We start from the raw sequence: 15,880 nt of genomic DNA, 5'->3' as shown, positions 1-15,880 counted from the left end.
CCCGCAGCCCCTGTCCCGACCGGCCCGCCGGTTCATGCGACCCTGCGCGAAAGCGACTTCGACCATTCCGCCTGCCTGCTGGAGCTGACGCTGCTGGGCGCCGATTACAGCGAGGCGCCGCCGATCCTCGACCCCGATCAGCGCGATTGCGGCATCGACCGGCCGGTCTTGCTGCGCCAGCCCCTGCCGGGGATCGAGATTCCGGGCGGCGCGCCCATGCGCTGCGACCTGGCGCGGCACCTGGCGCATTGGCTGCGCGATTTCGTCCGCCCCGCCGCGGCGCTGCTGCCGGGCCAGCCGCGGCTGGTGGCGCTGGAGCCGGGCTCGACCTATCAATGCCGGGCGACCGTCGGGACCGCGGGCGAGAACCTGTCCGAACATGCCTTCGGCAACGCCTTCGACATCGCCGCCTTTCGTTTCGACGACGGCTCCCGCATCGAGATCGGCCCGCGCCAGGACAACGGCGACTTGCAGGAGGCATTCCAGCGCGCAGCACGCGGCACCGCCTGCCTGCATTTCACCACCGTCCTCGGCCCCGGCGCCAATGCGGCGCATGACGACCACCTGCACCTGGACATCAAGGCCCGGCGCGGCGGCTTCCGGCTGTGCCAATAGGGCCTAGCGCCGGGCCCGGCCCAGCTCCAGATATTCGGGATCGAACCGCGCCAGCCGCGCCAGCCTTTGCCAGTCGAGAATCTCGACCTCGGCGCCGTTCCAGCGGATCAGCCCGTCCGCGCGCAGGTCGCGCACGGCGCGGTTCACATGGATCGGCGTATAGCCGAGGATGTCGGCCAGTTCCTTTTGCAGCAGCGGCAGCACGAAGCGGTGGTCCTGCGCCGCGCCCACGCTGGCCAGCCGCGTGTAAAGCTCGCACAGAAGATGGGCCAGATGCGCGCTGGAGCGCAGCGAGGCCGCCGCGACCAGCCATTGCCGGTGGATCGCCGCGTCGATCGCGGTGGACATCCACAAGAGCCGGGTCAGATGCGGAAAGTTCTGGGTGATCTGCCGCAGCTCGACGTGATCGACGAATTCGACCTCGGATTCCCCGACCGAGATCACGTCATGTTCCAGCCCGGCCAGCACGAAGGCGTGCAGGTCCACGAAATCCCCCGGAACGTGCAGGGCGGTGATCACCCGCTCGCCCGGACGGCCGACCAGCTCGTGCTGGCGGGCCGACATGCCGCGCAGCATCATGCAGCTGCGCGTGGCCATCCGCCCGCGCGGCACGATCACCTCGCCGGGGCGAAAACAGGCATGCTGGGTCGGAATCGCGCGCAGGCAGGCAATATCGCATTCGGAAAGCAGGTCTCGTCTTTGCAAATATCGGACGAAATATTCGGTGATGGCCATGACGCTCCTCGGCTCGACCGCAGGAGATTGTCAACGCGCCGCGGGCTGCGCAATGACCTCGGGACTCCGGTTAACATTCATCAATCATGCCATAACCCCGCCGGATTCATAGACTTCTTTCGCGTTCAGCCCGGTTTCGGCGCCGCAACGCCCAAAGCCTCGGCCAAAAGCGCGAAGCTTTGCGTCGCATCGGCGCCTTGCCGGGTGAAGAAGGCGTCCAGGGCCGGGTAAAGCCGCACCGCCTCGTCCAGCCTGGGGTCCGAGCCCGGCGCATAAAGCCCGGCGCGGATCATCAGCTCGGATTCGGTATAGGTGCCCAGCGTCGCCCGCGCCCGCGCGATCAGCGCGTTCTCGGCCGCACTTGCCGCCTGCGGCAGCGACCGCGAGACCGAGCGCAGCACGTCCACCGCCGGGAACCGCCCGCGCTCGGCGATGGCGCGGTCCAGCACGACATGGCCGTCCAGCACCCCGCGCAGGATGTCGGCCACCGGCTCTTCCATGTCCGAACCGGCGACCAGCACGCTGAAGATCGCGGTGATGTCGCCCGCCCCCTCGGGGCCCGGCCCGGAACGCTCGGCCAGCGACATGATCAGATGCGAGGTCGAGGGCGGAAAGCCGCGATAGCTGGGGCTTTCCCCCGCCGCCAAGGCAATTTCCCGATGCGCCTCGGCAAAGCGGGTGATCGAATCGGCCAGGAACAGCACATGCCGGCCCTGGTCGCGGAAATGCTCGGCCACCGTCATCGCCGCCCAGGCGCAGCGCCGCCGCATCAGCGGCGACTGGTCCGAGGTCGCCGCGACCACCACCGCGCGCGCCATCCCTTCCTTGCCCAGCGTCTCCTCGACGAATTCGCGCAGTTCGCGCCCGCGCTCGCCGACCAGCGCGATCACCACCACATCGGCCGAAACCCCCTTGGCCAGGGCCGAAAGCAGCGTGGACTTGCCCACGCCCGAGCCCGCAAACAGCCCCATCCGCTGGCCGCGCACCAGGGGCAGCAGCGTGTCGAAGACCGCAAGCCCGGTATCCAGCCGCCCGCCCAGCCGGTTGCGCAGCGCGGCCGGCGGCGGGGCGGGACGAAAGCCGCGCTCCTCGCCGCCTGCGACCAGGGGGCGGCCGTCGAGCGGCCTGCCGAAAGGGTCGATGATTCGCCCGATCCAGGCATTCGCCGGCGCCAGCATGGGCGCAAAGACCAGTTCGACCCGCGTGCCGATCGACAGCCCGTCCATCGGCCCCTCGGGCAGGATCGCCGCCTGGTCGGAATGCAGCGCAATGACCTCGCCGCTCAGGTTTTCGCCGGAACGCATTGAAAAGACGACGCGATCACCCAGGGACGCGTGGCTGTTCAACCCGCCCGCCAGGATCACCCCGGCCTGGATCGCGCTGACTTGGCCGACATGCCGGCTCAGGCGGACCCGCCGTATCCGCGTCGCGATAGATTGCATTTTATCCATTTCGTCCTCGCTTTTTCCGGCCGGCGCCCCTGCCTCGAAAGGGTTTCTAAACCAGTCGAGGTTAAGACCGGGTTTATCGGAACCTGAGGAGAAGCCTCGATGTTTGACCGTATCGACACCCTGCGCATGGCCAGTTCGCTGACGGCCCATGCCGCCGAACGGCAGAAGCTGATCGCCCGGAACGTCGCCAATGCCGACACGCCCGGCTTCCAGTCACGCGATCTTGCCGGCTTTGCCGAGACCTATCGCAGCCAGGGGGCCATGGGGATGCGCGCCTCGCGGCCGGGCCATCTGTCGGGGGCCGGCTGGGGCGCAGGCTCCGCGCGCGTCGCCGATGCCGGCGGCGAGCCCGCGCCCAACGGCAACTCCGTCTCGCTCGAGGACGAGATGTTTCGCAGCGCGGCCGCCAAGCGCCAGTTCGACCTGTCGCTGGCGGTGACCAAATCCTCGCTTTCGCTGGTCCGCACCAGCCTTGGCCGCCGCAGCTGAGGGGGGCGATCATGACCCAGCCGCTTTCCGCCACCGAGCTGGCCGTGTCGGGGATGAAATCCCAGGCCGTGCGCCTGCGCCATATTTCGGAAAACATCGCCAATGCCGACACCCCCGGCTATCGCCGCAAGCTGGTGGCGTTCCAGGAACAGGTCGATTTCGGCCGCCCGACCGGCGCGGTCAGCGCAGGACCGACCCGGCTGGACCGGCGCGAATTGCCGCGCGTCTACGACCCCGCGCATCCGATGGCCGACGACGAAGGCTATTACGCGGGCTCCAACGTGGACCTGATCGTCGAAATTGCCGACGCCAAAGAGGCCAGCCGCAGCTACGAGGCCAATCTGCGCGTCTTTGAACAATCCCGCCAGATGGGCAGTTCGCTGCTGGATCTGATCCGCCGCTAAGGGGACATGCCATGATTTCACCGACAATCGCCGCAACCGCCTATGACCGTGCCCGCCATGCCGTCGCCCCGGCCGAGGGGCTGCCGCAGGGCGTGACCAACGCCGCGGCGGATTTCGCCCGCGTGATGGAGCAGGTCGACCTCGCCGCCACCGGCGCCATGACCGGCAAGACCGAGACGCATGAGCTGGTCCACAGCATCGCCCAGGCCGAGATCGCGCTCGAGACCGTGGTGGCCATCCGCGACAAGGTGGTCGAGGCCTACCAGGAAATCCTGCGCATGCCGGTCTGAGGGGCAATCATGGACGAGAACCTGATCTTCGACCTGACCCGGCAGGCGCTGTGGATCGCGGTGCGCATGTCGGCGCCGCTTCTGATCGTGGCCCTGGTCGCCGGCGTCGTGATCGGCCTGTTCCAGGCGCTGACCTCGGTGCAGGAGATGACGCTGACCTTCGTGCCCAAGATCGGCCTGATGCTGGTGGTGTTCTGGGTCAGCATGAGCTTCATGACAGCGACGCTGACCAGTTTCTTCACCGACCAGATCCTGCCGCAGATCGCGGGGTCATAGGCCATGGACAACGCGATCTATGCCGCCCTGACCCGGCAATCCGGCCTGATGCGCGAAATGCGCACCGTCGCCAACAACATCGCCAACGCCAATACCGCCGGCTTCCGGCGCGAGGGCGTGGTGTTCTCGGAATACATGGTGCCGCTGGACGGGCGCGGCGAAACCCTTGCCATGGCCAATGGCCGCGGCCGCATGGTCGATCTTGCCCCCGGCGGCATGACCCAGACCAACGGCCAGTTCGACCTGGCCATCGACGGCGAGGGCTTCCTGATGGTCCAGACCCCGCAGGGCAACCGCCTGACCCGCGCCGGCGCCTTCATGACCAATGCCGAAGGCGAGCTGGTCAACCCCGACGGCTACCCGCTGCTCGACGACGGCGAGGCCCCGATCGTGATCCCGGCCGGGGTCGGCAGCGTCGGGATCGGCATCGACGGCACCATCTCGGCCGACGGCAACCCGATCGGTCGGATCGGCGTCTTCGCCAGCCCCGACCCGGCAAGGCTGCGCCATACGGCAGGCACGCTCTTCGACCCCGGCGGCGCGGTCGAGCCGCTGGACCAGGCGGTGCTGCGCCAGGGCTTCCTAGAGGAATCCAACGTGGATCCGGTGCTGGAGGTCGCCCGCATGATCGAGGTCCAGCGCGCCTATCAGCTGGGCCAGAGCTTCCTTGACCAGGAAGACCAGCGCATCCGCCAGACCATCTCCTCGCTGACCCGGTGAAAGGACAAGCCATGAGGGCACTTCAAATCGCGGCATCGGGCATGAGCGCGCAACAGATGCGCGTCGATGTCATCTCGAACAACCTCGCGAACATGTCCACCACGGGCTACAATGCCCGGCGGGCAGAGTTCGCCGACCTGCAATACCAGCAGGCCACCCGGCCCGGCACGCTGACCGCCGCCACCGGCACCATGGTCCCGGCGGGCGTGCAGCTTGGCCTGGGCGTGCGCCCGGCCAGCGTGGCGGTCATGCTGGCGCAGGGCACCCCGGTCCAGACCAACGGCGACCTCGACATCGCCATCGACGGCAACGGCTACCTGGAGGTCACGATGCCGTCGGGCATCTCGGCCTATACCCGCGACGGCAGCCTGAAACGCTCGGCCGAGGGGCAGGTCGTCACCTCGGAAGGCTATCCGCTGGTTCCCGACATCACCATCCCCGAGGACGCCCGCAGCATCGCGATCAATGCCGACGGCCAGGTCTTCGCCTATTTCGACGACCGGGTCGAGCCCGAGAACCTGGGCCAGATCACGCTGGCCAATTTCGTCAACGCCAAGGGGCTCGAGGCGATCGGCTCGAACATGTTCCTGGAAACCCCGGCCTCGGGCGCGGCCCAGGTCGCCACGCCGGGGCAAGAGGGGCTGGGCACGATCCGCGCCGGCTTCCTCGAGGAAAGCTCGGTCGATCCGGTGCGCGAGATCGCCGAGCTGATCAAGGCGCAGCGCGGCTACGAGCTGAACTCCAAGGTGATCACCGCCGCGGACCAGATGCTCGGCACCACGGTGCAGGTGCGCTGATGCGCGGCCTCGTCCTTTTGCTGATGCTGCTGCCGCAAGGGGTGCTGGCCGGATCGGTGGTGGCCAACCGCACGCTGCCTGCCGGCACGGTGATCGCGGCCGGCGACGTCACGCTGGTCCCGGACCAGCAGGGCGGCATCGAGGATCTCGCGCCGGTCCTGGGCCAGCAGTTGCGCGTCATGGTCTACCAGGGCCGCCGCATCGACCCCTCGGCCCTGACCGCGCCGACCCTAGTCGGGCGCAACCAGATCGTCACCATCGCCTATGAAAAGGCCGCCCTGCGGATCGAGGCCGAGGGCCGCGCGCTTTCGGCCGGCAGCGCCGGGCAGGTCATCCGCGTCATGAACAACGCCTCGCGCGTGACCGTCTCGGGGCGCGTGGCCCCCGACGGAACGGTCATCGTCCGGCAAAACTGAAAGGCAGCCCATGCCCAAGCACATGTTCCCCCGCCCCGTCCCGCTGATCGGCGCCCTGGCCCTTGCCCTGTCGCTTTCCGCCTGCGGCCGGGTCACGCAGATCGGGCAGGTGCCCGACATGACCGCCCCCGAAAGCAGCGTCGAGTTCCAGGCCATGACCTCGTCGGGCCATGGCGTGCAGGAACTGCCCTACAGGGCCGACAGCACGGCCTCGCTCTGGCGCGTGTCGCAGAACTCGCTGGTGGCGGACCGGCGTGCCTCGGACCGCGGCGACATCCTGACCGTGGTGATCGAGATCGACGACAGCGCCGAAATCCAGAACAGTTCGGGGCGCAGCCGCAGTTCGGCCGACAAGGTCGGCATCCCCTCGCTGGCGGGCCTGCCGCAGCGCATCGACCGCATCCTGCCCGAAGGCGCCAGCATGGAGGAACTGGCCGAGGCCAAGGCATCCTCGAGCTACAAGGGCAGCGGCAATATCTCGCGCCGCGACAAGCTGACCCTGCGCGTCGCGGCGACCGTGGTGGACCGGCTGGCCAACGGCGTGCTGCGCATCCAGGGCACGCAGGAGGTGCGGGTGAACTACGAGGTGCGCGAACTGACCGTCAGCGGCTTCGTGCGCCCCTCGGACATCGGGCGGCGCAACGAGATCGCCTATGACCGGATCGCGGGCGCGCGCATCTCCTATGGCGGCCGCGGCCAGATCAGCGATGTCCAGCAGCCGCGCTATGGCCAGCAGCTTGCCGACATCCTCCTGCCTTACTGAAAGGGGGTCGCGGTGAAAAAGCTCCTGCTTATCCTGGTCCCCCTGCTGGCCTTCCTGGGCGGCGCGGTCGGGGGCGACATGCTGGGCGGCTCGAAACCGGCCGAGCCTGCCCAGGGCGATGCCGCCACGGCGGCCGAGCCGGGCGCGGCGGAGACCGGCGATCCCGCCCCAGACCACGGCAGCGAGGGCGGCGGCGGCGAGGACAGCGGCGGCGAGGCGGCCGACACCGGGGCCAGCCTCGACTGGTTCGCCTTTCCCAACCAGTTCTTCGTGCCGATCCTGCGCAACGGCACGCCCTCGGCCATCATGATCCTGTCGCTGAGCGTCGAGATGCCCGCCTCGGCCCGCGCAGAGATCGAGGCGCAGGAACATCGGCTGCGGGACGCCTTGCTGAACGCGCTGATGATCGAGGCGAACACCGGCGGCTTCGACGGCAATTTCACCGCCGAACCGGCGATGCAACGCCTGCGCGCGGCCCTGCTTGCGGCAGGCCGGAAAGCCGCGGGGCCGAATGTCAGGCGCGTCCTGATCGAGGACATCGGCCAGCAGATCCAGTAAGGCTCGGCAATCCGGCCGGCAGCCATGGCCGAACCGTATCACGCGGGCGCCCAGCCGGCAGCCTGTTTTCGCATCTTCTGGCCCCCTGCACTCGGGCGATGCCTTCCACGACAGCCGGGGCAATGCATTTTTCGGCCGCCAAGTGGTCCCGCAACGGCACGGGATCCGCCAAGTCGAGGCCGGAGAGCGGCTTCGGATAGCCGAGCGGCTCAGCGCTCGTCGCCGGCGGCGGCCGGGCCGGTGCCGGCGCCATTGGCCGGTGCGGCGGCCGTTCCGGCACCATTGGCCAGGGCCATGATCTGGGCATGGCTTCGCCCCAGCTCGCCACGAAAGGCGTCCCGCACCGCCAGGCGGATCAGCCGGCGGCAGATGCGCCGCTCGGCCGGTGGCAGCAGGCGGCCCTTGCGCAGCCATTTCAGCAGCATCAGCGCCATCAGCGGCGGAAAGAACAGCCGCCCCGCGACCCGGCGATAGACGAACCAGGCGTTGCGATGCAGGTAATACACCTTCCACAGCGGCCGGGGCATCGCCCCCGCCGTCTGCGTCGCGCAATCATGCTCGAACTCCAGGTCCGGGGCGAAAAGCAGCCGCCCGCCGGCCTGGGTCAGCCCCAGCGAATACAGAACGTCGTCGCCATAGATGAACAGCCGGCCATCGGGATAGCCGGCGCGGGCCACCCCGGCGCGGGACACGAAGAAGCCGACGAAGGAGGTGCCGTCCAGGGGCCGCGGCGCCTGCGCATCGTAGTCGCTGTCAGGAATGTGAAACGCCGCCCGGCCGCCCCCTGCCAGCACGCGCAGGAAAACCGGCAGGTCGCCGAAGGGGTTGACCCACGGCCGGTTCATCTCGCAGATCCGGCCGCCGGGAAAGCGCACCGCCGCCGCCAGCGCCTCGGCGCCGGGCCAGCGGCCCTCGGCCAGGCCTTGCCGGAACCGGACGATGGCGCCGGTCGCCGGGCGGGCGTCATCGTCCATCAGCACCATCCAGTCGGGGTCCAGCCTGCGGCCGGTCTCGCGCATTCCGACCTCGAACCCCAGCGCACCGCCGCCGTTCTGCGGCATCTCGATGACGAGCAGCCGCGGGTCGTCCTGGCCGGCCAGCCATTCGCGCGTGCCGTCGGTCGAGCCGTTCTCGACCACCACGACGTGATCGAGCGGCTCGGCCAGCAGGCGGGTCAGCGTCTTTTCCAGATGCGCCAGCCGGTTGAAGGTGACGACGACCGCCGCGACGACCGGAGGGGAAGGATCAGGCTGGATCAAGACGGGCTCACGGGTTGGCTGGCGGAAGGGGCGCAAAACCGGGGCTTCTTAGCAAGAGACGCGGCGGGGATAAAGCAGCGGCCTGGGCGGCAGGCGACCGATCCGCGGCAAGCCGCGCAACGATCCGAACGCCGCGGCATGCGGCCTGCCCGGCAAGCTTTGCCCCGGACAGGCGCCTTCGGGATCGCGGGCCAGCTATTCCGCCTCGCCCAGCAGGCGCAACAGATAGCGGCCATAGGCATTCTTGGCGCATTGCCCGGCCCTGGCCCGCAGCTCATCGGCGGAAATCCAGCCGGCCTGGAAGGCGATCTCCTCGGGGCAGCCGGTTTGCAGGCCCTGGCGGTTTTCCAGCGTGCGCACGAAATTCCCCGCATCCAGCAGGCTGGCATGGGTGCCGGTATCCAGCCAGGCAAAGCCGCGGCCCATCTTCTCGACGCTCAGCTGGCCGTCGTGCAGATAGCTTTCCAGAAGCGTGGTGATCTCCAGCTCGCCCCGGTCCGAGGGACGGACCTCGGCCGCGCGCCGCGGCGCCGTGCCGTCCAGGAAATAAAGCCCGGTGACGGCGAAATTCGACGGCGGCTGGGCCGGTTTCTCGACGATGGCGCGCGCCCGGCCCGCCTGGTCGAAATCGACCACGCCATAGCGCTCGGGGTCGGAAACCTGGTATCCGAAGACCGTGCCGCCCGTGTCCCGCCGGTCCGCCGCCTCCAGCAGCAAGGGCAGGCCGTGGCCGAAGAAGATATTGTCGCCCAGCACCATGGCCGAGGGCGCGCCCGCCAGGAAATCCTCGGCCAGAAGATAGGCCTGCGCCAGCCCGTCGGGCAAAGGCTGCACCAGGTAGTCGAAGCTGAGCCCCCATTGGCTGCCGTCGCCCAGCAGGCGGCGGAACTGGTCCTGGTCCTCGGGCGTGGTGATGATGGCGATCTCGCGGATGCCCGACAGCATCAGCACGGTGATCGGGTAATAGATCATCGGCTTGTCATAGATCGGCAGCAGCTGCTTGGACACGCCCATGGTGATCGGATAAAGCCGGGTGCCCGAGCCGCCGGCCAGGATGATGCCCTTGCGGCGGCTGGGTGGGGTCTGGGATTGGGTCATGGTTTCAGCTCCTGCAAGACCTTGGCGAGACCGGCGCGCCAGTCGGGGCGACTGATGCCGAAATCCCGCTGAATGGCGGCGCAGTTCAGGCGCGAATTGGCCGGGCGCCGGGCGGGGGTGGGGTAATCCGTCGTTGAAATGTCGCTGACGCGGCAGGACAGGCCCGCCTGCGCCATGATCTCGCGTGCAAAGCCGGCCCAGCTGGTGTCGGGGCTGCCCGCGAAGTGATAGATCCCCCCGCGCGAGGCGTCGCCGCGCATCGCGCCCAGCATGGCCAGGCAGGCGGCCGCGATGTCGGCGGCCGGGGTCGGGCCGCCCTGCTGGTCGGCGACGACGCGCAATTCCTCGCGCTCGGCGCCCAGCCGCAGCATGGTTTTGACGAAATTCGCCCCATGGGCCGAAAAGACCCAGGAGGTGCGCAAAACCGCCCATTGCCCGCCGGCGGCGGCGATGCCCTGCTCTCCGGCCAGCTTGCTGGCGCCATAGACGCCCAGCGGGCCGGTCGGGTCGGTTTCGACCCAGGGCCGCTCGCCCGAGCCGTCGAAGACGTAATCGGTCGAGATATGCAGGAAGGGCAGGCCCAGTTCCGCCGCCGCCCGCGCCATGGCGGCCGGCGCATCGGCATTGACGGCGCGGGCCAGGTCGGGTTCGGCTTCGGCGCGGTCCACGGCGGTATGGGCGGCCACGTTCAGCACCGCCGCGCAGCCCGAGGTGCGGATCGCCGCGGCGCAGGCCGCGGGATCGGCCAGGTCGGCCCGATCGCGGCCCAGGAAGCGCGCCTCGGGCGCCAGCCGCGCAAGCTCGGTCGCGACCTGCCCGCTGCGGCCAAAGACCAGCAGGCCCTTCATGCCCTGCCGAGCCTTTCGCCGACACCCTGGCGGGACAGAAGCGGCCGCCACCAGTCCTCGTTTTCCAGATACCATTCGACGGTGCGTGCCAGCCCTTCCTCGACCGTGACCGAGGGCCGCCAGCCCAGTTCCTCGCGGATGCGGGTCGGATCGATGGCATAGCGCCGGTCGTGGCCGGGCCGGTCGGTGACGAAGGTGATCAGCCGGTCATGCGGCGCGGCATCCGGGCGCAGCCGGTCCATATGCGCGCAGATCGTGCGCACCAGGTCGATGTTCTTCGCCTCGTTCTCGCCGCCGATGTTGTAGCTGCGGCCGATGACGCCCTTTTCCAAGACCAGCAGCAGCGCGTCGGCGTGATCCTCGACGTAAAGCCAGTCGCGGATATTGCCGCCATCGCCGTAGACCGGGATCGGCCGGCCGTGCAGCGCGTTCAGGATCACCACCGGCACCAGCTTTTCCGGGAAATGGAACGGCCCGTAATTGTTGGAACAATTGGTCAGCACCACCGGCAGGCCATAGGTCTCGTGCCAGGCGCGGACCAGGTGGTCCGAAGCGGCTTTCGAGGCCGAATAGGGGCTGCGCGGGTCATAGGGCGTGGCTTCGGTGAACTGCCCGGCCTCGCCCAGCGAGCCGAAGACCTCGTCGGTCGAGATGTGGTGGAAACGGAACTCCTCGGGCCGGCCCTGCGCGGTCCACCAGGCGCGCGCCGCCTCGAGCAGGTTGTAGGTGCCGGTCACGTTGGTCTCGATGAAGGCGCCCGGCCCGTCGATCGAGCGGTCCACATGGCTTTCGGCGGCCAGGTGCATGATGGCGTCGGGCCGGTGCGCGGCCAGGATGCGGTCCAGCGCGGCACGGTCGCGGATATCGGCCCGCTCGAAGGCATAGAGCGGGCTGCCGGCAACCGAGGCCACGTTTTCGGGATTGGCGGCATAGGTCAGCGAATCGAGGTTCACCACCGAATGTCCCCGCGCCACCGCCAGCCGGACCACCGCCGAACCGATGAAGCCCGCGCCGCCGGTAACCAGAATCTTCATAATCTCGCCTCGTAATCAAAAGGCCCTTCATAGGTGAAAGGGCTGTCGAACTCGTTCAAAGACGGGGCGGCGGCGTCCTTGGCCGACAGGATCGGCCGGCCGGCGATGCCCCAGTCGATGCCGATACTGTCCCAGACCACCGATCCGTCGCAATCCGGCGCATAATAATCAGTACATTTATACAGGATTTCCGTGTCCGGCTCGCGGGTGACGAAACCGTGCAGGAAGCCCGCCGGTATCCACAGCTGTCGGCCGTTTTCAAAGGACAGCTCGCAGCCGGTCCATTGGCCATAGGTCGGACTGCCCTTGCGGATATCGACCGCCACGTCGAAAAGCCGCCCGCGCCCGCAGCGCACCAGCTTGCCCTGGGCATGGGGCGGGGCCTGGAAATGCAGCCCCCGCAAGGTGCCCGCCGCCGCCGACAGCGAGTGGTTATCCTGCACGAATTCCGGCAGGTCCAGCCCCGCGTCGTGCAGGGTCTTGCGGCTCCAGCTTTCGCAAAAGAACCCGCGATCATCGCCGAACCGCCGCGGAACAAGGACCAGGACGCCCGGAAGCGAGGTCTTTTGGATCTGCATCTGTCTCTACCAGATTTGCCTAGCGCAGGATGCGTATGGAGGAACTCCCAAAGGCGCGCAAGCGGCGCGCTGGCGCCGAACCTATGCCTGCGGAGATTAAAATGCACGGGGAATTGCGCGTGACTTCGCAGGCCGGTTCGGCACCTTGTCGGGACAGGAACCAGCCCCGCCACCAACGAAGCCCGCGATGCGATACCGTCACGTTGCCACCTATATCGGCCCCCAGGCCCCCTTCGTGACCAACATCACGAATCTGCGGAGTTTTTCCGGGCCGGACGGGCATGCGCTCTACAGCATCACCCATGTCGGCGGCGGCATCGCGGCCTATCGCGTCACCACGGCCGACCTGCCGATCGAGATGATCGGCGCCCAGCCCCATGCCGCCTCGCTGGGCTACGGCGGCACCCCGGACGCCAGCATCGTCACGCTGAAGGACGGGCCGGTGCTGTTCGGCACCGGGCTGCGCGATGCGCTGGGCGCCGGCATCCGGCTGGACGACCAGGGCGGGTTTCGCGCCGAGGCGCCCCTGGCCGGGCCGGCCGGCCTGCCCGGCGACGTGATCCGGCTGGGCCAGTTCCAGACGACGCAGGGCAATTTCCTGTATTCGGCCCGCGACGGGCAGACCGCCTTCGACATCTGGCGGCAGGCCGCGGACGGCACCATCGCCCATGTCACCCAGGCGGCGCTGCCGCTCGGCTCGGGCGCGCAGGGGACCGAGATCGACGACATGCTGGTGGCCACGCTGGCCGACCGCAGCTTCCTCATCTCGGCCTCGGCCACGGGCAATTACGTCGCGGTGCAGATGATCCATGCCGACGGCTCGGTCGGCACGGCGCATATGCTGTGGTCCTGGCACGGCCTTGGCATGGACCAGCCCAGCCACCTGGCCACGGTCGCGGTGGGCGGCGTGACCTATCTGGTGGTCGCGGCGGCGCAAAGCTCGTCCCTGACCACCATGCGCCTGACCTACGAGGGCGAGCTTCTGCCGGCCGATCACATCATCGACGAACGCAGCACCCGCTTTGCCGGCGCCACCGCGCTTGCGACCGCGACCCTGGACGGCCGCGCCTTCGTCTTCGTGGGCGGGGGCGACGACGGCCTCAGCGTCTTCACCGTCCTGCCCGAGGGGCGGCTGATGCATCTGGCCACGCTGGTCGATACCGACGACCGGGCGCTGGCCGATGTCTCGGCGCTTTCGGCGCTGGTGATCGAGGGCAAGATCGCGCTTTTCGCCTCGTCGCGCCGGGAAAGCGGCATCACGCAATTCGTCTTCGAGCCGGGCGGGATCGGCCTGACGCGGGTGGTCGGCGCAGGCTGGCAGTCGGGAACCGAGGGCAACGACATGATGCAGGCCAGCGCCGAGACGCGCGGCCTGGACGGCGGCGCCGGCGACGACATCCTGATCGCCGGCAGCAGCCCGGTGCAGATGACCGGCGGGGCCGGCGCGGACATCTTCGTGGCGGCCGAGGTCAACGGCAAGATCACCATCACCGATTTCGAGCCGGGGGTGGACCGGCTGGACCTGTCCTTCCTGGGCATGGTCCGCAATGTCGGGCAGCTGGGGTTCCGGTCGGAAAGCTATGGAATCAGGATATTTTACGGAAATTCGGTTCTCTGGGTCATGACGCGGGACAACACGATGCTGCAGGCGAGCGCCTTTGACAATTCGCTTTTCCCCATCGCGCATTACGCGGCCCCCGACATGCGCGCGACGGTGGCCGGCACGGCGGGCAACGACACGCTGAACGCGAGCCGCAACGGCTCGGACGTCTTCGGCCATGCCGGCAACGACCTGCTTCTGGGCGGACCGGGGGACGACAACCTCCAGGGCGGGGCGGGCAACGACACGCTGAGGGCAGAGGCCGGTGCCGACACGCTCATGGGTCATGAAGGCAACGACCTGCTCTTCGGCGGAGACGGAAACGACAGCCTCGTCGGGGGGCCGGGCGACGATACGCTCTGGGGCCAGGTCGGAAACGACCTGCTCTACGGCGACGACGGAAACGACTTGCTCTGGGGCGGAGATGGAAACGACCTGCTCTGGGGCGGAAACGGCAATGACAACCTGGCCGGGGGCGCCGGCAGCGACACATTGCGAGGCGACGCCGGCAACGACACCCTCATCGGCCATGAGGGCAACGACCTGTTCTTCGGTGGGAACGGAAACGACAGCCTCGTCGGGGGGCCGGGCGACGATACGCTATGGGGCCAGGTCGGAAACGACACGCTAAGCGGCGACCACGGAAACGACCTGCTCTGGGGTGGAGACGGAAACGACCTGCTCTGGGGCGGAAACGGAAACGACCTGCTCTGGGGCGGAAACGGCAATGACAACCTGGCCGGGGGCGCCGGCAGCGACACATTGCGAGGTGATGCGGGCAAAGACACCCTCATCGGCCATGAAGGCAACGACCTGCTCTTCGGCGGAGACGGAAACGACAGCCTCGTCGGGGGGCCGGGCGACGATACGCTCTGGGGCCAGCTCGGAAACGACACGCTAAGCGGCGACGACGGAAACGACCTGCTCTACGGCGGAGACGGAAGCGACCTGCTCTGGGGCGGAAACGGTGACGACCTCATCTATGGAGGCGATGGCAACGATACGCTGCGAGGCGACGGCGGCAATGATCTGCTTCGTGGCGATGCGGGGGATGACCTGCTCTTCGGCGGAGACGGAAACGACAGCCTCGTCGGGGGAGCGGGCGACGATACGCTCTGGGGCCAGGTCGGAAACGACACGCTAAGCGGTGACGACGGAAACGACCTGCTCTACGGCGGAGACGGAAGCGACCTGCTCTGGGGCGGAAACGGTGACGACCTCATCTATGGAGGCGATGGCAACGATACGCTGCGAGGCGACGGCGGCAATGATCTGCTTCGTGGCGATGCAGGCGACGACATCCTTGAAGGAGGATCGGGAAACGACACGCTCCTCGGCGGCAATGGGTACGATATGCTTTGGGGTGGCGACGGCAATGACACGCTCAACGGCGGGGCCGGCCATGACACGCTTTACGGCGATGCAGGGGCGGATGTACTTCATGGCGACGAAGGCCACGACCTGATCCATGGCGGCGACGGAGACGATACGCTGCTTGGCGGGGCAGGCCATGACAGCCTGTTCGGCGATCTCGGCGCCGACCTGCTCGACGGCGGCCCAGGCAACGACGACGTTTTCGGCGGTGAGGGCAACGACACCCTGATCGGCGGGGCCGGCCATGACAGTCTGTTCGGTGGGGCGGGCGACGACCTGCTTCAGGGCGGCGACGGCAGCGACACGCTTGCTAGCGGGGCGGGCTCCGACACGCTGGCCGGTGGGCTTGGGGCCGATGTGTTCGTGTTCTCGGCCGCCGAGGATCTGGACGGCAGCATCGATGTCATCCTGGATTTCCAGTCGAACGAGGACAGGATCGACCTTTCTGGCCTGGGTCTGACCTTCATCGGCACCGATGATTTTTCCGGGCTGGGGCAGGTTCGCGCCGACTGGTCGCAGGCCGGCGCGCATCGGCTGCTGGTCGACCTGGACGGCGATGGCACGGCCGAGTTGAC

General features: G+C 68.4%; 18 protein-coding genes. 11 read left to right on the top strand and 7 right to left on the bottom strand.

The features are described 5' to 3' along the window. On the top strand, positions 1-615 hold a 615-nt coding region (locus IT40_RS24140), incomplete at its 5' end, for an extensin-like domain-containing protein (protein ID WP_052096271.1). A 3-nt stretch (positions 616-618) separates the two neighbouring features. On the opposite strand, the gene IT40_RS24135 is transcribed toward IT40_RS24140, so the two are convergent. Then, positions 619-1,350, bottom strand: coding sequence for a Crp/Fnr family transcriptional regulator (locus IT40_RS24135; RefSeq protein ID WP_052096270.1), 732 nt, complete (start codon positions 1,348-1,350; stop codon positions 619-621). 125 nt (positions 1,351-1,475) lie between these two features. Beyond that, on the bottom strand, positions 1,476-2,792 hold the full coding sequence (locus IT40_RS24130) for a FliI/YscN family ATPase (protein WP_036760490.1): 1,317 nt from the start codon (positions 2,790-2,792) through the stop codon (positions 1,476-1,478). Between the two features lie 108 nt (positions 2,793-2,900). Here IT40_RS24130 and IT40_RS24125 point away from each other — a divergent pair, with 108 nt between their 5' ends. From IT40_RS24125 to IT40_RS24085, 9 genes are read left to right on the top strand one after another with little or no spacing between them, the layout of a single operon-like run. Continuing rightward, positions 2,901-3,290 (top strand): FlgB family protein, encoded by a 390-nt coding sequence (locus IT40_RS24125; RefSeq protein ID WP_036760488.1) that lies wholly within the window; start codon positions 2,901-2,903, stop codon positions 3,288-3,290. Positions 3,291-3,301: 11 nt separating this feature from the next. Then, the gene (gene flgC / locus IT40_RS24120) at positions 3,302-3,694 is read left to right on the top strand and encodes a flagellar basal body rod protein FlgC (protein WP_036760486.1); all 393 of its coding nucleotides are present in this window, start codon (positions 3,302-3,304) and stop codon (positions 3,692-3,694) included. A gap of 11 nt (positions 3,695-3,705) precedes the next feature. Then, on the top strand, positions 3,706-3,984 hold the full coding sequence (gene fliE / locus IT40_RS24115) for a flagellar hook-basal body complex protein FliE (protein WP_036760483.1): 279 nt from the start codon (positions 3,706-3,708) through the stop codon (positions 3,982-3,984). Positions 3,985-3,993: 9 nt separating this feature from the next. Next, complete coding sequence (locus IT40_RS24110) at positions 3,994-4,260, top strand: flagellar biosynthetic protein FliQ (protein ID WP_036760481.1); 267 nt, start codon at positions 3,994-3,996, stop codon at positions 4,258-4,260. 3 nt (positions 4,261-4,263) lie between these two features. Next, positions 4,264-4,980: a flagellar hook-basal body complex protein gene (locus IT40_RS24105; protein WP_036760479.1), complete on the top strand. Its 717-nt coding sequence runs from the start codon at positions 4,264-4,266 to the stop codon at positions 4,978-4,980. Positions 4,981-4,991: 11 nt separating this feature from the next. Next, a complete protein-coding gene (gene flgG, locus IT40_RS24100) occupies positions 4,992-5,777 on the top strand; it encodes a flagellar basal-body rod protein FlgG (RefSeq protein ID WP_036760477.1) in 786 nt (261 codons plus the stop codon). Further along, positions 5,777-6,193 (top strand): flagellar basal body P-ring formation chaperone FlgA, encoded by a 417-nt coding sequence (gene flgA / locus IT40_RS24095; RefSeq protein ID WP_036760474.1) that lies wholly within the window; start codon positions 5,777-5,779, stop codon positions 6,191-6,193. The genes flgG and flgA overlap by 1 nt, the downstream gene beginning before the upstream one ends. A 10-nt stretch (positions 6,194-6,203) precedes the next feature. Beyond that, a complete protein-coding gene (gene flgH, locus IT40_RS24090) occupies positions 6,204-6,956 on the top strand; it encodes a flagellar basal body L-ring protein FlgH (RefSeq protein ID WP_052096269.1) in 753 nt (250 codons plus the stop codon). A gap of 12 nt (positions 6,957-6,968) precedes the next feature. Then, entirely contained in the window at positions 6,969-7,514 is a 546-nt protein-coding gene (locus IT40_RS24085; RefSeq protein ID WP_036760472.1) for a hypothetical protein, read from the top strand. 209 nt (positions 7,515-7,723) lie between these two features. Here IT40_RS24085 and IT40_RS24080 read toward each other — a convergent pair whose 3' ends face one another. The 5 genes from IT40_RS24080 to rfbC all read right to left on the bottom strand — a co-directional run bounded on the left by IT40_RS24080 (position 7,724) and on the right by rfbC (position 12,331). Further along, positions 7,724-8,773, bottom strand: a complete 1,050-nt coding sequence (locus IT40_RS24080; RefSeq protein ID WP_243700275.1) for a glycosyltransferase — start codon at positions 8,771-8,773, stop codon at positions 7,724-7,726. 195 nt (positions 8,774-8,968) lie between these two features. Next, positions 8,969-9,871 (bottom strand): glucose-1-phosphate thymidylyltransferase RfbA, encoded by a 903-nt coding sequence (gene rfbA, locus IT40_RS24075; protein ID WP_036760470.1) that lies wholly within the window; start codon positions 9,869-9,871, stop codon positions 8,969-8,971. Then, positions 9,868-10,719: a dTDP-4-dehydrorhamnose reductase gene (gene rfbD / locus IT40_RS24070; protein ID WP_036760467.1), complete on the bottom strand. Its 852-nt coding sequence runs from the start codon at positions 10,717-10,719 to the stop codon at positions 9,868-9,870. Before rfbD ends, rfbA begins: the two co-directional genes overlap by 4 nt. Next, a complete protein-coding gene (rfbB, locus tag IT40_RS24065) occupies positions 10,716-11,753 on the bottom strand; it encodes a dTDP-glucose 4,6-dehydratase (RefSeq protein WP_036760465.1) in 1,038 nt (345 codons plus the stop codon). Before rfbB ends, rfbD begins: the two co-directional genes overlap by 4 nt. Beyond that, positions 11,750-12,331 carry a dTDP-4-dehydrorhamnose 3,5-epimerase gene (gene rfbC / locus IT40_RS24060; RefSeq protein ID WP_036760464.1) on the bottom strand — a complete coding sequence of 194 codons (582 nt, stop codon included), beginning with the start codon at positions 12,329-12,331 and terminating at the stop codon, positions 11,750-11,752. The genes rfbB and rfbC overlap by 4 nt, the downstream gene beginning before the upstream one ends. A 187-nt stretch (positions 12,332-12,518) precedes the next feature. Here rfbC and IT40_RS27055 point away from each other — a divergent pair. Beyond that, the coding region (locus IT40_RS27055) for a calcium-binding protein (RefSeq protein WP_052096268.1) at positions 12,519-15,880 on the top strand (3,362 nt) is incomplete at its 3' end.

This window comes from Paracoccus versutus, assembly GCF_000763885.1.
Classification (GTDB): Bacteria; Pseudomonadota; Alphaproteobacteria; order Rhodobacterales; family Rhodobacteraceae; genus Paracoccus; species Paracoccus versutus.
Note: the sequence above shows the minus strand (reverse complement) of the source record. Positions and strands in the feature narration are given on the sequence as shown.

What these genes read in the sequence shown, in the direction of transcription:
- IT40_RS24135 (WP_052096270.1), bottom strand. Translation starts at nt 1,350, where the DNA reads ATGGCCATCACCGAATATTTCGTCCGATATTTGCAAAGACGAGACCTG.
- flgA (WP_036760474.1), top strand. Translation starts at nt 5,777, where the DNA reads ATGCGCGGCCTCGTCCTTTTGCTGATGCTGCTGCCGCAAGGGGTGCTG.
- rfbB (WP_036760465.1), bottom strand. Translation starts at nt 11,753, where the DNA reads ATGAAGATTCTGGTTACCGGCGGCGCGGGCTTCATCGGTTCGGCGGTG.
- IT40_RS24110 (WP_036760481.1), top strand. Translation starts at nt 3,994, where the DNA reads ATGGACGAGAACCTGATCTTCGACCTGACCCGGCAGGCGCTGTGGATC.
- rfbC (WP_036760464.1), bottom strand. Translation starts at nt 12,331, where the DNA reads ATGCAGATCCAAAAGACCTCGCTTCCGGGCGTCCTGGTCCTTGTTCCG.
- flgC (WP_036760486.1), top strand. Translation starts at nt 3,302, where the DNA reads ATGACCCAGCCGCTTTCCGCCACCGAGCTGGCCGTGTCGGGGATGAAA.
- flgG (WP_036760477.1), top strand. Translation starts at nt 4,992, where the DNA reads ATGAGGGCACTTCAAATCGCGGCATCGGGCATGAGCGCGCAACAGATG.
- fliE (WP_036760483.1), top strand. Translation starts at nt 3,706, where the DNA reads ATGATTTCACCGACAATCGCCGCAACCGCCTATGACCGTGCCCGCCAT.
- IT40_RS24125 (WP_036760488.1), top strand. Translation starts at nt 2,901, where the DNA reads ATGTTTGACCGTATCGACACCCTGCGCATGGCCAGTTCGCTGACGGCC.
- flgH (WP_052096269.1), top strand. Translation starts at nt 6,204, where the DNA reads ATGCCCAAGCACATGTTCCCCCGCCCCGTCCCGCTGATCGGCGCCCTG.
- IT40_RS24130 (WP_036760490.1), bottom strand. Translation starts at nt 2,792, where the DNA reads ATGCAATCTATCGCGACGCGGATACGGCGGGTCCGCCTGAGCCGGCAT.
- IT40_RS24105 (WP_036760479.1), top strand. Translation starts at nt 4,264, where the DNA reads ATGGACAACGCGATCTATGCCGCCCTGACCCGGCAATCCGGCCTGATG.
- rfbA (WP_036760470.1), bottom strand. Translation starts at nt 9,871, where the DNA reads ATGACCCAATCCCAGACCCCACCCAGCCGCCGCAAGGGCATCATCCTG.
- rfbD (WP_036760467.1), bottom strand. Translation starts at nt 10,719, where the DNA reads ATGAAGGGCCTGCTGGTCTTTGGCCGCAGCGGGCAGGTCGCGACCGAG.